Source organism: Phenylobacterium sp., from assembly GCF_030680185.1.
Lineage (GTDB): Bacteria > Pseudomonadota > Alphaproteobacteria > Caulobacterales > Caulobacteraceae > Phenylobacterium.
Map to the genome: position 1 here is coordinate 47,843 of NZ_JAUXVZ010000011.1, position 14,242 is coordinate 62,084.

Sequence of the window (14,242 nt, forward strand, 5' to 3'; positions counted from 1 at the left end):
GCATGGACTCCATCGCAAAGTTCATCCGCGAACCCGTCATAGTCTTTGCCGGGGATGGGCGGATCATCGAGATGAACCGATCGGCCCGCGCGCGCTTTGGCGAGTCCGCCGACAGCTGGCGCCATCTCTTCGCCGATCTCGACCGGCTGCAGGATCTGCTGGAACGCGCCTCGGGGTCGGCCGAGCCGGTGCTTGGGGCGCTTCGCATGGCGGGATCGACCGCAGGCGAAGCTGACGCGAAGGTCGAGGCGCTGGCCCTGCGGCGCGAGGACGGCGTCGGCTACGCCATCAAGTTCCGGGACATGTTCGGCGACCAGTTCGCCGCCTTGACCGCCCAGGTGCGGGAGCTGAACGGCGAGATCCTGGTGCGCCGACGGGTTCAGGTCGAACTCGAAGAGGCCCTGGCGCACAACAAGGTGCTCTATCGCGAGCTTCAGCACCGGACGAAAAATCACCTCCAGATGATCCTGGCCCTGGTCTCCTCGGCCGGGCGGGAAAGCGATGATCCCGGTCGCAAGCAGTTCGTGAAGATGCTGCAGTCCAAGCTCGCGGCCCTCTTCGACGCCCAGCGGCTGATGTACGCCGAGGACGCCGCTCATGGGCTGCGGGTCGATCACATGCTCAGCGCCCTTGCCGAGACGGTTCAGACGCTGGCTGGGGTTCGGATCACCATTGAGGTCAGGGCCGAGCCGATCGTGGCGCCCAATGATCTGGCCTTCCCCCTGGCGCTGATCGCCAACGAGCTGCTCACCAATGCGGTGAAATATGCCGACGGTCCGGGCGCGGCGGTTTCGCTGGACTTCGTCCGAGAGGGCGGCGAGGCCGTGCTGACCGTTCGCGACAATGGCCCGGGCTTCGCGCCGGCGGCCTCTGGCCCGTCCTCCTCGGGCCTCGGTCTGGTCAGGGGGCTGTGCCGCCAGATCGGCGGCCAACTCACCATTCAGTCGGACGACGGCGCCGTAGCCATCGTCTCGTTCCCGCTTGCGGAGGCGACCCATGTCGTATCCTGACCATTATCGGCTCCAGTCCCGGAAGCCGAGAGATGGGGCTTTCGGACTCCCCCACGGCGAGGGGGAGCCTGACGCCGACTTCCCGTTGGGCCGCAGGGTGCTGATCACCGAGGATAACTGGCTGGTGGCTGGCGAGTGGCAGGCGGCCCTTGAGGACGCCGGCTATGAGGTCGTCGGCTTGGCGGCCTCGGCCGAGGAGGCCCTAGACATCTGCAGCCGCGAGGCGCCCGACCTCATATTGATGGACATTCGCCTGCTGGGGGACCGCGACGGGGTCGAGGCCGCGAAGGACGCCCGCGCGCTCTACGATATACCCTCGGTGTTCGTCAGCGCGCATGACGACGCCGAGGTTCGTCAAAGGGCCGCCGATGCGCGGCCCTTGGGCTGGATCGCCAAGCCGGTCATAGCCTCGCGCATTCCCGACCTCCTGTTGCAGTTCGCGCGCCTGCTCAATTGAAGCTGGCCCGGGCCTGCCGGGCTAGAAGGGAATGTCTTCCTCGGGGATCGGCCGGCTGGCGTCGTATTCGTCCCGGGGCTGCGGCATGGCTGGCGGCGGCGGCAGGGGCGGGGGTTCGGCCTCGGCCGCGGCGCGGGCGAACTCGCTGGCCAGCCCCCGATAGTGATCGTTGCGGTAATCGTCCTCGAACATCGGCTCCGGTTCGGCGACCAGCCAGGCAAAGTCGCGAACCTCCATCCCGGCATGGGCCTCGATCATGACCCTGCGCCAGATCTGCGAAGGGATGTCGCCGCCGGTGACGCGGTTCATCGGGCTGTCGTCGTCGTTCCCCACCCAGACGCCGGTGACATACTCGTCGGTGAAGCCCACGAACCAGGCGTCGCGCCAGTTCTGGCTGGTGCCGGTCTTGCCCGCCGCTGGCCAGTCGAAGGCCGCGCGTGTCCCTGTGCCGGCCGTCAGGACCCGCTTCATCATCCGCACCATCATGCTGGCATAGGTGAGATCGATGGCTGGCATCGGGCCGGAAGGCGCGCGCAGGAACACGCTGTCGCCCTCCACGGTGCGGATCTCTTCGATGATCGAGGGCGTCACCCGGCCGCCGGCCTGCTGGAAGACCTGGAAGGCGCTGGTCAGCTCCATGAGGCTTACTTCATAGGCGCCGAGCGTGACTGCGAGACTGGGATTGGCCGGGATGGTCGTGAAGCCGAAGCGGCGGGAAATGTCTCCCAGGGCCGGACCGCCAGCCTCGGCCCCCAGCTTCACCGCGACGGTGTTGATGGACCGCGCCAGCGCCGTCTCCACGGTCACCGGCCCGCGGTAGCCGCCGCCATAGTTGCCGGGCCGCCAGTCGCCGAACCGCACCGGCCCGTCCACCCGCACATCGCTGGGCAGGACGCCCTTTTCCAGGGCCGCGGCATAGATGAAGGGCTTGAAGGTCGAGCCGGGCTGGCGCCTGGCCTGGGTCGCCCGGTTGAAGACGCTGGCGCCATAGTCCACGCCGCCAACCATGGCGCGCACGGATCCGTCGGGGCCGAGGGTGACCAGGGCCGCCTGATCGGCCCCGGCGCGGGCGCCGTCGGTGGCCATCACCTGGTTCAGAATGGCGGCGGCCTCGGCCTGCAGCGTCGGGTCGATGGACAGACGGACCAGCAGGTCCGGCGAGTTGGGACCGATCTGGCGCAGCACCTCGTTGGTGGCGTGGTCCAGCAGATAGCCGTAGGAGCCTTCGTTCGAGGTCGCCGTGGTGGACAGCTCTGGCGTCTCTGCCTGGGCGGCCTTCATCTCGGCGCGACTGATCCAGCCGGTGTCATGCATGCGCTGCAGCACCCAGCGGGATCTTTCCAGGGCGGCTTCCATGTCGTTGGTCAGGGCCAGGCGCGAGGGCGCCTTGGGCAGGGCCGCCAGCAGGGCGGATTCGGCCAGGGTCAGCTGGCTGGCCGGCTTGCCAAAATAGGTCCGCGCCGCCCCGTCCACGCCAAAGGTGTTGGCCCCGAAATAGATGCGGTTGAGGTACAGCTCCAGCACCTCGTCCTTGGTCAGCATCCGCTCCAGCCGCCAGGCCAGCGCCGCCTCCTGGATCTTGCGGCGGAAGGTCTGGTCGGGGGTGAGGAACAGGCTCTTGGCGATCTGCTGCGAGAGGGTCGAGCCCCCCTGGACCACGCCGCCGGCCTTCCAGTTGACATAGCTGGCCCGGGCGATGGCCTGCAGGTCGATCGGACCGTGCTGGTAGAAACGATGGTCCTCCGCCGCTAGGAAGGCCAGGGGCACATAGTCGGGCAGGGCGCTCAGCCGCACCCGGTCGCCATAACGCGGTCCGCGCGAGGCGATGAGGTCGCCATTGCGGTCGAAGAACTTGATCCCCGGCGCCCGGTTGAACGCGTAGAGCTGGGACTGCGGCGGCAGTTCCGGCACGTCCTGCAGAAACCGCTTCTGGAGATAGACGCCACCGCCGACCACGGCCAGGGCGAGCGCCAGGATCAGGATCGCCAGAGTCTTCCATAGCCAGGCCCAGCTGCGCCGACGGCGCTCCCTGGGCGGCAGGATGAAGGGATCGTCCGGACCATCGCCCCCTGGCGGCGGCGGGCCGCTTTGACGCGGCGGCTGGGGCCGCCGTCCAAAGCCCTCGTCGCCCACGCGCGGCGCGCCTTCGCGGGCGACGTCACCGGGCTGCGACGCGCGCGGCTGGCGCGGCCCTTCCGGCTCATTTTCCGGAAAGCGGTAAGGATCGAGAGTCCAGTCGTTCACGTTCGCAGGGGGCCTGGATGGCGGCGGAGACGCTTTGGGTTTAGGACGGGCGCGTGAGCAGGCACAAACCCTTTTGGCAGACCAAGTCCCTCGAACAGATGACGGCTGAGGAATGGGAGAGCCTATGCGACGGGTGTGGGCTTTGCTGTCTCGTTCGCTTCGAGGATGAGGACAGCGGCCAGGTTATCCCCACCCGCGTGCATTGCCGACTGTTCGATTCCAACGCCTGCGCCTGCTCCAACTATGCCGAGCGCAAGGCCCATGTGCCGGACTGTGTGAAGCTGACGCCCGGCAATATCGCCAAGCTGCCGTGGATGCCGCTGAGCTGCGCCTATCGCCGCCTGCATGAGGGCAAGGACCTGCCGGCCTGGCATCCCCTGGTGACCGGCGACCCGGAAAGCGTCCATGCGGCCGGCGTCTCCATCCGCGGCGAAACCTTCAGCGAAGACGAGCTGGAAGACCTTGAAGACGCCTGGACCTATGCGGCCTGGGACCTGATGGAAGATCGCAGCGGCGATTGACCCGGGCGGCCGCCGCCACAGGTATGTGTCTATTTTGCCACACGCGCTCTTGCGTGACTTCACACCTCGCACAATCTAGAGCCCGTAAGGGCCCTCAGCGGGACAGACGAAACAGAACGGACTGGGAGACTTCATTCCTTGGCGCGCGATCCCTATCAGGAGCTTGGCGTCGCTCGCGGCGCGAACGCAGACGAGATCCGCAAGGCGTTCCGCAAGCTCGCCAAGCAGCATCACCCGGACGCCAATCCCGGGGACGCCGCGGCTGAAGAGCGGTTCAAACGCGTCAGCGCGGCCTTCGACATCCTGGGCGATCCGGACAAGCGCAAGAAGTTCGACGCCGGCGAGATCGACGGCGAGGGTCATGAGACCGGCCGGGGGTTCGGCGGCGGCTGGAGCCCGGGCGGCTTCGAGGGCCGGGGGCAGACGCGGGCCGAGACCTTCGACGGCGTCGATCTGGGCGACATTCTCGGCGAGATGTTCGGCGGCCGGGGCGGCGGACGTGGCCCGGGCGCGGGCTTTGGCGGCGCAGGCGGCGGCTTCGCCCGTGGCGCGGACGTGCGCGCGCGCCTGGACATCGACCTTGAGGAAGCCATCGCCGGCGGCAAGAAGCGCATCGCCTTTTCCGACGGCCGGACCATCGACGTCACCATTCCCAAGGGCGCGGCCGAGGGCCAGACCCTGCGGCTGAAGGGGCAGGGCTCCCCGGGCCGGGCCGGGCCGGGCGACGCCTTCATCGAGCTCAATATCCGCCCCCACCCGATTTTCCGCCTGGAGGGCGACCGCCTGGTCATGGACCTGCCGGTCACCGTCTATGACGCGGTCCTGGGCGGAAAGGTCGAGGCGCCGACGCCCGAAGGGCCCGTCACCCTGACCGTGCCGGCCGGCTCCAATTCCGGCGCGATGCTGCGCCTCAAAGGCCGCGGCGTGCCCGATGCGGCGGGTAAGCGAGGCGACCTCCTGGCCCGGCTGGTGGTCACCCTGCCCGAGCCTCCAGACCCTGAACTGACCAAGTTCGCCGAGGCCTGGCGGAGCAAGCGGCCCTATGCGCCCAAGGCCGCGCCGAAACGCCGTAGCTGACGCCGTAGCTAAAAGGCGATCAGGCGCGTTAAGGTGAGGCGTGCGCAGGGCGGGACATTACCGCCGCGTTCAGCCACGGTTCAGTCGTCAAGGCCTAGATCGGCGTTCATGAAACACCTCGCCGTCATCGCTGTCCTTCTGGCCGCCGCCGCGCCTGGCGCGGCGCACGCCCAGTATGGCTCGGACATGCGCTCGTCCTTCGGGGCGGGTCGCGGCGACCAGGACGCCGCCCGCGCCGCCGTGCGGGCTGGCCGCCAGGCCCCGCTGTCCCAGGTGCTGGCGACCATCGCCCAGCGGACTCCGGGCCGGCACCTGAACACCACCCAGGGCTCGCACAATGGGCGCCCCGCCTATTTCGTGCAGTGGCAGACCCCGGGCGGCGAAGTGATCATCTTCATCGCCGACGCCGAGTCCGGGGCCATCATCGGCCGCCAGGGCGGCTGAGCTAGACCTTAAGGGAGGCCGAACCCCATGCGCATCCTGCTTGTCGAGGACGATCCCGACCTGTCGCGCCAACTCAAGGGCGCGCTCGCCGACGCCGGCTACGCCGTCGATCATGCGCCGGACGGCGAGGAGGCCCAGTTCCTGGGCGAGACCGAGCCCTATGACGCCGTCATTCTCGACCTCGGGCTTCCCAAGGTGGACGGCGTCTCGGTGCTGGAGCGCTGGCGGCGCGGCGAGATGGCGACGCCGGTGCTGATCCTGACGGCCCGCGGCGCCTGGAGCGAGAAGGTGGCGGGTTTCGACGCCGGCGCCGACGACTATCTGACCAAGCCCTTCCATACCGAGGAGTTGCTGGCCCGCCTGCGCGCCCTGCTGCGTCGCTCGGCCGGCCATGCGGCGCCGAACCTGACCTGCGGCGGTCTGCGGCTGGACCCTCGGGCGGCGCGCGCCTCGGTCAATGGCGAGCCCCTGCGCCTGACGTCGCTGGAATATCGCCTGCTGCACTATCTGATGATGCACCAGGGCCGTGTGATCAGCCGCACCGAGCTGGTCGAGCACCTCTATGACCAGGACTTCGATCGGGACTCCAACACCATCGAGGTCTTTGTCGGCCGCATCCGCAAGAAGATCGGCGCCGACCGCATCGAGACGGTCCGTGGCCTGGGCTATCGCTTGACCTGTCCGGCCGAGGAAACCGAGGCGAGCGCCTCTTGAGCGCAGCCAGGCCGCGCCCGTGAAGCTGGACGGCTTTCGCAAATCGTCCCTGGTTCGCCGCCTGGTCATCCTGGCGGCCGGCTGGAGCCTGACCGTTCTGCTGGTCTCGGCCCTGGTGCTGTCGCTGCTGTTCCAGCAGGCGGCCCTGCGCCGCTTCGATGAGGGCCTGGCTGAGCTGATCGACAATCTGCTGGCCGGCACCACGGTGGACGAGGCGGGCCAGGTCCTGGCGCCTGCCCTGACCGATCTGCGGGCGCTGCGGGCCTATTCCGGCCGCTACTGGCAGGTGGCCGAGCCGCTGCCCGACGGCCAGTGGCGGATCATCGTCCGCTCCCGCTCTCTCTGGGACGCCGAGCTTGTGGCGCCCGAGGATCTGGTCGCGCGGCTGGAGGCCAGCCCCGGCCGGCCGGTGATCTATGAAACGCCGGGACCGATCAGCCAGCCCCTGCGCGCCATGGCCAGCCGCGCCACCCTGCCGGGGCGAGAGGCGCCGCTGATCTTCATGGCGGCCGAGGATCGCTCCCCCATCGACCAGGACGTCCGGGGCTTCATCACCGCCACGGCTGTGGCCTTCCTGCTGCTGGGGGCTGGCCTGGTGGGCGCGGTGGTCTTCCAGGTCCGGTTTGGCCTGCGCCCCCTGTTCGCCCTGAGGCGGGAGGTGGCCGAGGTCCGCCGGGGCAAGGCCGAGCGGATCGCCGGCCGCTACCCCATCGAGCTGGAGCCCCTGGCCGAGGAGCTGAACGCCCTGGTCAGTCATAACCAGGAGGTGGTCGAGCGCCAGCGCACCCATGTGGGCAATCTCGCCCACGCCCTGAAGACCCCGCTCTCAGTCATGCTGACCGAGTCCCGCCAGACGCAGAGCGCCCTGGGCGAGGTGGTGGAGCGTCAGGCTGAGGTCATGCGCCAGCAGGTCGATCACCATCTGCGCCGCGCCCGGGCGGCCGCCCGCACGCCGGGCCGGGGCGAGCGCACAGACGTGGCCGATGTGCTCGATGAACTGGCCCGCACCCTGTCGCGCATCTTCCAGGACAAGGGCGTTGAGATCGACTGGGACTGCGACGAGGACCTGTACTTCCAGGGCGAGCGCCAGGACCTGCTGGAGATGGCGGGCAACGCCATGGAGAACGCCGCCCAGTGGAGCCGGGGCAAGGTGCGGGTCCGCGCCGTGGCCCTGTCTCCGGAGCGCCTGGGCCTGACCATCGAAGACAACGGGCCTGGCCTACCCGCCGCCCGCCGCCCCGAGGTGCTGCGGCGCGGCGCGAGGCTGGACGAGAGCGCGCCGGGCTCGGGCCTGGGCCTGTCCATCATCGACGAACTGGCCCGGGCCTATGGCGGCGATCTGCGCCTGGACGACGCCCGGCTCGGCGGCCTGTCGGTGGCCATCGACCTGCCCCGAGCGGAAACCTGAAGCGTCAGCTCAGGGTGGCGATCTCGCGCGTCAGATTGGCGCGGGCCTGGTCTTCGTAGCGCGCCCGATAGGCGGGATCTGGATAGAGCGGCTGAGCCTCCAGGATGCGCCGGAGCACGCCGGCTCGCCCGGGCCGGAAGAAGGCGTCGGGAACATGGGCGTATTCCTGGCGGATCGCTGAGGCATAGGCGTCATAGGCCTCGGCCGAGCGCCCCAGCACGGCCAGGTCGATGGAGACCAGCAATGCGCCGTCGGGGTCGTCCTCGCCCACCTGATGGCCGGTGGTGAGTTCGATCAGGCGCGCGACCTCGGCGCAGGTCGAATCGGCTTCGCCCAGGGCGGCGAGGTCGTCTCGGGCCAGGGCGGCGCTGGCGGCTTCGTTGTCGCTGCGGGTCGGGTCGTAGATCACGTCGTGCCACCAGATGGCGTAGGCTAGGCGAAGTCTGCGCTCATCGGCCAGGCCTTCGACCCTGGCCAGTTCGCCCAGGCAATCGGCGATGTGGGTCATGTCGTGATAGCGGCGATGGGGCTCGCCATAGGCGGCGCGCAGGCGAGCCTTGGTCTCGCCGGCCAGCCCGTCGCCGGGGGAGGGCGGGCCTGAGTCCAGCCAGAAGGCGCAGGCCTGGGCGCGATCCATGGAAACCTCCTTTGGCGACGCCAGCAGCGCCAGACTTTCACAGGCCGGCGGCGACGTCACGTCGCAGCTCTTCCTCAGGCTGGCGACCGGTAGGGTTAAGGGAAGCCTTAACCGCGCCTGGGGCAGGGTCGCGCCTGCGCCGTCGGATCGGTCGAGGAATTTACATGGGCGGACTGCCCGAACAGAAACTTGCGATCCTTCGCCAGATGGTCGAGTCCGCGCCTGACCGGGTGGTCGGCGACCTGCGCAGCGCCCTGTCCGGCGCCAGCGGGGATTCCGGCCTGGTGGACGTCCGGCTGCTGGTTGAGACCGAGGCCCGCGACCGTCAGCTGCGCAACGCCGTGCTGCATCCGATCGTCCCGCTCTGCGTCGGGGACGGCCGAACCGAACGCCTGACCTTTCCCGCCCGCGCCCTGGCGCTGGCCTGGCGCGCCCTTCGCGATCAGGCCACCCACGAGGTCGGCCGCGCCGCTGCGCTCTATGAGGAATTCCAGCCAGGCCAGAGTTCGCCGGAGCCGTACGATGTCCTGGCCCGTCGTGCGGCCAAGGGCCTCCGGGAGCGCAATCACCCCAAGTTCGCCGCCGCCGCCGACCTGGCCGAGGCTGCGCGCCCCGACGGCGCCCGCCTTCTGGCCGACTGTCTGGACATGATCCCGATCCTGCGCACCGCCGTGGGGCGGCTGCCGGAATGGATCCAGCGGGTGACCGACGAGGACGCCGCCGTCGCCCGGATCGCCTACAAGGATACGGTCGCCATATCCGAGGACGCCGGCCCCCGGTTCTTCGAGATGCTGGGCGCCCATCTGCCCCAGCCCTGGATGGTGCTGCGGCTCATCTCGGCGATCATGGATCGGCCGCCGGAGACCTATCTGGCGGGTTCGGAACTGGCGGACTTTGGCCTGCGCGTGCTGGATTCGATCGATGACGGCCTGGCCAAGGTCGAAGCCTTCGACACCAGCGGCGGCATGGCGGCGGTGCGCACGGCGGCGGCGGCCATCGACAGCGTCACGGCCCAGATCGCCGAGCTGGAAGGCAATGTGGAGCTGACCCGCCAGGGACCGTGGGGCGGGCGGATCGCGCGCCAGAAGGCGACGCTGGCCCGCGTGGTCGAGGCCCGGCTGCGCGAAATCGACAAGGCCGTCCGTCGGGTTCTGCCCACGACGCAGATGCGGATCGGCCGCACCACCCGCGACGCCGCCCTGCTGACCCAGGCTCCCGACGCCGCCCATGTGCAGACGGCCAAGACCCTGGTGGCCTTCGCCCAGGAAATCCGCGGCGCCGCCAACCACGGGGGCTTTGCGGCCGCCCGGACCAAGGTGATGGAGGCGCTGGAGGCTCACCTCGACGCCTTCGCCGAAGACGCGCTGGATCACCTGAAACAGGGGGATGCGCCCGATCCCGCGATCGCCCGCGCCCTGCTGGCTGAGACGGCCGACCTGCTGGCGATCGCCCGGGACCGGCAGTCGGCCGAGACCCTGCGGCGGCGTCTCGCCGCGGTCTGACGCCGCGGTCGGCCTCTGCCCTCTCGCGCGCGCCAAGCCTTTGGTCTAAAGGGCGCGCATGATCGTTTTCTGGATTGCGGTCGGGGTGATCTCGGCGGCTGTCGCGGGGCTCATCCTCCGTCGCGCCGCCCGGGCGGCCGCAGCGCCGCAGGGGGCCGATTCCACCCTGCCGCTCTATCGTCGGCAACTGGCCGAGATCGACGAACTGGCCGATCGGGGGCTCATCGCCGCCGATGAACGGCGCAGCGCCCACGCCGAAGCGGCGCGTCGCCTGCTGTCGGCCGCCGAGGCCGCGGAGGCCGGCTGGGCGCCAGGGCGGGATCGCCGCCGTGGTCTTGTCCTGCTGGCGGGCGCGGCGCCCCTGGCGGCTCTGGCCCTTTATCTCGTCATCGGCTCACCGGGCTACGGCGACCAGCCCCAGGCGCAGCGTCTGGCCCAGTGGCGCGCCATGCCGCCCACTCAGCTGGACGCGCCCCGGATGGCGGCCGTTCTGCGCGAGGTCACCAAGGAACGTCCTGGCGATCCCGAGCCCTACCGGTTTCTGTCCATCGCCGAGATGGCGTCGGGCGACGCCGCCGCCGCCGCCCGCGCCCTGCGCGAAGCGATCCGCCTGGCGCCGGAGCGGGCCGACCTCTGGGAGTCCCTGGGCGAGGCCCTGATGATGCAGGCCGAGGGCGAGGTCACCCCGCAGGCGGCCGCCGCCTTCCAACGGGCGCTGGAGCAGGACCCTAAGGCTGGCGCTGCGCGCTTCCACCTGGCCCGGGGCCAGATCGAGGCCGGCGAGGTCGAGGCGGGGCTGGCCCAATGGCGCGCCCTGCTGGCCGACCTGCCCGCCGACGATCCGCGACGCCCCGTCCTTCAGGCGGCGATCGCCGATGTGGCGCAGGGGCCCCGACCTCAAACTGCTCCCGAGACCGCCCCCCAGATCGGCGCGCCGGAGATCCAGGCCATGGTGGACGGCCTGGCTGCGCGCCTGGCTGCGGAGCCTGACGATCCCGAGGGCTGGGTGCGGCTGGTGCGATCCTACGCCGTGCTCGGCGACGCCGCCTCGCGGGATTCCGCCCTGGCGGTGGCCCGCGCCCGCTACGCCGGCGATCCCCAGATCCTGTCCCAACTCGCCCAGGCGGCGGCTACGGAGCCCATGCGATGACTGGTTGGCTGCCGAAATCCCGCAAGGCGCGTCGCCGGCTGGTGGTGCTGTCGGCCGTGGCGCCGGTCCTGGCCCTGGCGGTCGGCCTGACACTGTGGGGCCTCTCGGACTCCATCTCCTATTTCTACACCCCGGCCCAGGCGGCGGAGACGCAGCCGGAGCCCGGACGCACCATCCAGCTGGGCGGCCTGGTGGCCGGCGGCAGCGTGGTCAAGCATCCCGATGGGCGACTGGAGTTCGTGGTCGCCGACCAGATCGCCATGACGCCGGTCACCTTCAAGGGCGACCCGCCGGACCTGTTCCGCGAGGGGCAGGGGGTGGTGGCCACCGGCGCCTTCCGCGAGGACGGCGTGTTCGAGGCCCGGCGCCTGCTGGCCAAGCACGACGAGACCTACATGCCCCGCGATCTTCAGAACGCCCTGAAGGAACAGGGCGAATGGCGCGGCGACGGCGCGCCCAGAGTTCCGGACGCCGCTGACCCAGCCGCAGCGCCCTATGGCGGGGCCGGCGGCCAATGATCGTCGAGATTGGCGCCTTCGCCCTCGTCCTGTCCCTGGTGCTGTCGCTGCTGCAGGCCGGCGCGTCCACGGCTGCCCGTCTGCGTCGCGCCCCGGTGCTGGCGGCGATCGGCGAGGGGGCCGCCATCGGCGCCTTCGGGGCCTTGGCGGTATCCTTCGCCACCCTGATCTACGCCTTTGTGGTCTCGGATTTCAGCGTCGCCAACGTGGCGGCCAACTCTCACAGCGCCAAGCCGATGCTGTACAAGGTGGGCGGCGCCTGGGGCAGCCATGAGGGCTCGATGCTCATGTGGTGCCTGGCCCTGACCGGCTTCGGCGCTCTCCTGGCCGGCTATGGGAGAGGCCTGTCGGCAGGGCTCAAGAGCGTCGCGGTGGCGACGCAAGGCGCCATCGGCGCGATCTTCCTGGCCTATACGGTGTTCGCCTCGAACCCGTTCTGGCGGCTGATCGATCCGCCGGTGGAGGGCCGCTCTCTGAACCCGCTGTTGCAGGACCCGGCCCTGATCCTGCATCCGCCCTTCCTCTATGCTGGCTATGTGGGCCTGTCGGTGGTGTTCTCCCTGGCGATCGCCGCCCTGGTCGAAGGCCGTGCCGACGCCGCCTGGGCCCGCTGGGTGCGGCCCTGGACCCTGGCGGCCTGGAGCGCGCTGACGGTCGGCATCACGCTGGGCGCGTTCTGGGCCTATTACGAACTGGGCTGGGGCGGCTGGTGGTTCTGGGACCCGGTGGAGAACGCCAGCTTCATGCCCTGGCTGATCGCCACGGCCCTCTTGCACTCGGCGGTGGTGACCGAGCGCCGCGGCGCCTTGCCGGGCTGGACCATCTTCCTGGCGCTCGGCGGTTTCACCTTCTCGATGCTGGGGGCCTTCCTGGTGCGTTCAGGCGTGCTCACCTCGGTGCACGCCTTCGCCGTCGACCCCACCCGCGGGGTGCTGCTGCTCACCATCCTGGGGGTCACGGCGGGCCTGGGCTTTGCGCTGTTCGCCTGGCGGGCGCCGGCCATGGCCCGGGGCGGCCTTTTCGCGCCGATCAGCCGAGAGAGCGCGCTCGTCCTCAACAACATCCTGCTGGCGGCGGCCACGGCCACCGTCCTGCTGGGCACCCTCTATCCCCTGATCCGCGAGGCCATCGCCGGCGAGGCGATCTCGGTGGGGCCGCCCTATTTCAATCTCACCTTCACGCCGCTGATGTTCATCCTGCTGCTGCTGGTCCCGGCCGGTCCGCTGCTGGCCTGGAAGCGGGCCGACGCCGGGGCGGTGGCCCAACGGCTGTGGCTCGCCGCCATCCTCGCCGTTCTCGTCGGCGCGGTCACACTGGCCTTCGTCGCCCCGCGCAGCCTGTTTGGCGCCGCGGGGCTGGCCCTGGGGGCCTGGCTCATGCTCGGATCCCTGGTCGAGGTGGCTGAGCGCATCCGGCTGTTCCGGGCGCCCGGATCAGAAAGCCTGCGTCGACTGCGCGGCCTGCCGCGGGGCGCCTGGGGCATGACGCTCGCCCATGCGGGCCTGGGCGTCTTCGTCCTGGGCGCGGTCTTCGAGACCACCTGGAAGGACGAGACCGCCGAGGTGTTGTCCCTGGGTCAGCGTCTGGACGTCGGCGGCTATGTCCTGACCCTTGAAGACGTCAGGCCGGTCCAGGGGCCGAACTATGAGGCCGAGCGCGGCGTGCTGCGGGCTGTGGCCCCCAATGGAACCCTGGCCTGCACGGCGACGCCGGAGCGCAGACTCTATCCCGCCGGCGGTCAGACCACGTCGGAGGTCGCCATCTGCACCCGGGGCCTCAGCCATCTCTATGTGGTCCTGGGCGAGCGGCGCCAGGGGGTCGAGGGCCAGGCCGCCTGGCTGGTTTCGGGCTACTGGAATCCCTGGGCCCTGCTGATCTTCCTGGGGCCTGGCCTCATGGCCCTTGGCGGGGTGGTCTCGTTGTCCGATCGCCGCCTTCGCCTGGCGGCCGGCCGGAGCGCCGCGCCCGCCAAGGTCCAGCCGGTCCCTGAACCGGTCTCGGCGGGCGGTGAAGCATGAGGACGCTCGCCCGCCTGCTGGCGGCGGCCTGCGCCGTGCTCTGCATGGCCGCAGCCTCCGACCCCGCCGAACGTTTGCCCGATCCGGCGCAGGAGGCCCGGGCGCGCGCCCTGTTCCAGGAGGTCCGCTGCCTCGTCTGCCAGAACGAATCGATCGACGATTCCGACGCCGAGCTGGCCGCCGACCTGCGGGCCATCGTCCGCCAGGAGGTGGACGCGGGGCGGAGCGACGCCGATGTGCGACGCTTCCTGACCGACCGCTACGGCGAGTATGTGCTGCTCAAGCCGCAGTTCACCTGGGCCAATGCGGCGCTGTGGTTTGCGCCATTTCTGATCGTTCTGGGCGGCGCCGTCCTCTTGGTGGGGCGATGGCGCAACCGACCGGTCGAGGGCGAGTTAAGCCAGGCTGAGTCCGACGCCCTGGCCCGCCTCGCCAGGGATGACGGTCAAGTTTAGGCCGCAAGAGCGCCCTCAAGCGGCGCCAAGCCTGACCTAAAGTTAAGTTGAGGGCGGTTGCGCTCTCGTGCATCGAGCCTAGCTTGA

General features: G+C 70.1%; 14 protein-coding genes. 12 read left to right on the forward strand and 2 right to left on the reverse strand.

Annotated features, from left to right (window positions below):
* Window positions 1-2: 2 nt before the first annotated feature.
* On the forward strand, window positions 3-1,010 hold the full coding sequence (locus tag Q8L83_RS01765; protein ID WP_305284423.1) for a sensor histidine kinase: 1,008 nt from the start codon (window positions 3-5) through the stop codon (window positions 1,008-1,010).
* The gene (locus Q8L83_RS01770) at window positions 997-1,467 is read left to right on the forward strand and encodes a response regulator (RefSeq protein WP_305284424.1); all 471 of its coding nucleotides are present in this window, start codon (window positions 997-999) and stop codon (window positions 1,465-1,467) included. Before Q8L83_RS01765 ends, Q8L83_RS01770 begins: the two co-directional genes overlap by 14 nt.
* 21 nt (window positions 1,468-1,488) lie before the next feature.
* Here Q8L83_RS01770 and Q8L83_RS01775 read toward each other — a convergent pair whose 3' ends face one another.
* Window positions 1,489-3,711, reverse strand: a complete 2,223-nt coding sequence (locus tag Q8L83_RS01775; RefSeq protein WP_305284426.1) for a PBP1A family penicillin-binding protein — start codon at window positions 3,709-3,711, stop codon at window positions 1,489-1,491.
* Window positions 3,712-3,764: 53 nt separating this feature from the next.
* Here Q8L83_RS01775 and Q8L83_RS01780 point away from each other — a divergent pair, with 53 nt between their 5' ends.
* The 5 genes from Q8L83_RS01780 (at window position 3,765) to Q8L83_RS01800 (ending at window position 7,875) form a co-directional block, all read left to right on the forward strand.
* Complete coding sequence (locus Q8L83_RS01780) at window positions 3,765-4,232, forward strand: YcgN family cysteine cluster protein (protein ID WP_305284427.1); 468 nt, start codon at window positions 3,765-3,767, stop codon at window positions 4,230-4,232.
* Window positions 4,233-4,370: 138 nt separating this feature from the next.
* The gene (locus Q8L83_RS01785) at window positions 4,371-5,309 is read left to right on the forward strand and encodes a J domain-containing protein (RefSeq protein WP_305284428.1); all 939 of its coding nucleotides are present in this window, start codon (window positions 4,371-4,373) and stop codon (window positions 5,307-5,309) included.
* Window positions 5,310-5,417: 108 nt separating this feature from the next.
* Window positions 5,418-5,753, forward strand: a complete 336-nt coding sequence (locus Q8L83_RS01790) for a PepSY domain-containing protein (RefSeq protein WP_305284429.1) — start codon at window positions 5,418-5,420, stop codon at window positions 5,751-5,753.
* Between the two features lie 27 nt (window positions 5,754-5,780).
* Window positions 5,781-6,467 carry a response regulator transcription factor gene (locus Q8L83_RS01795; RefSeq protein WP_305284430.1) on the forward strand — a complete coding sequence of 229 codons (687 nt, stop codon included), beginning with the start codon at window positions 5,781-5,783 and terminating at the stop codon, window positions 6,465-6,467.
* A gap of 19 nt (window positions 6,468-6,486) precedes the next feature.
* Window positions 6,487-7,875 (forward strand): sensor histidine kinase, encoded by a 1,389-nt coding sequence (locus Q8L83_RS01800; RefSeq protein ID WP_305284431.1) that lies wholly within the window; start codon window positions 6,487-6,489, stop codon window positions 7,873-7,875.
* A gap of 4 nt (window positions 7,876-7,879) precedes the next feature.
* Here Q8L83_RS01800 and Q8L83_RS01805 read toward each other — a convergent pair whose 3' ends face one another.
* On the reverse strand, window positions 7,880-8,512 hold the full coding sequence (locus Q8L83_RS01805) for a phosphohydrolase (protein WP_305284432.1): 633 nt from the start codon (window positions 8,510-8,512) through the stop codon (window positions 7,880-7,882).
* 164 nt (window positions 8,513-8,676) lie between these two features.
* On the opposite strand from Q8L83_RS01805, the gene Q8L83_RS01810 reads away from it, so the two are divergent.
* From Q8L83_RS01810 to Q8L83_RS01830, 5 genes are read left to right on the forward strand one after another with little or no spacing between them, the layout of a single operon-like run.
* The gene (locus tag Q8L83_RS01810; protein WP_305284433.1) at window positions 8,677-10,014 is read left to right on the forward strand and encodes a hypothetical protein; all 1,338 of its coding nucleotides are present in this window, start codon (window positions 8,677-8,679) and stop codon (window positions 10,012-10,014) included.
* Between the two features lie 58 nt (window positions 10,015-10,072).
* Window positions 10,073-11,164, forward strand: coding sequence for a c-type cytochrome biogenesis protein CcmI (gene ccmI / locus Q8L83_RS01815; protein WP_305284434.1), 1,092 nt, complete (start codon window positions 10,073-10,075; stop codon window positions 11,162-11,164).
* Window positions 11,161-11,682, forward strand: coding sequence for a cytochrome c maturation protein CcmE (gene ccmE / locus Q8L83_RS01820; RefSeq protein ID WP_305284435.1), 522 nt, complete (start codon window positions 11,161-11,163; stop codon window positions 11,680-11,682). The genes ccmI and ccmE overlap by 4 nt, the downstream gene beginning before the upstream one ends.
* Window positions 11,679-13,700 carry a heme lyase CcmF/NrfE family subunit gene (locus Q8L83_RS01825; protein WP_305284436.1) on the forward strand — a complete coding sequence of 674 codons (2,022 nt, stop codon included), beginning with the start codon at window positions 11,679-11,681 and terminating at the stop codon, window positions 13,698-13,700. Before ccmE ends, Q8L83_RS01825 begins: the two co-directional genes overlap by 4 nt.
* The gene (locus Q8L83_RS01830; RefSeq protein WP_305284437.1) at window positions 13,697-14,155 is read left to right on the forward strand and encodes a cytochrome c-type biogenesis protein; all 459 of its coding nucleotides are present in this window, start codon (window positions 13,697-13,699) and stop codon (window positions 14,153-14,155) included. Before Q8L83_RS01825 ends, Q8L83_RS01830 begins: the two co-directional genes overlap by 4 nt.
* The last annotated feature ends 87 nt before the right edge of the window (window positions 14,156-14,242 follow it).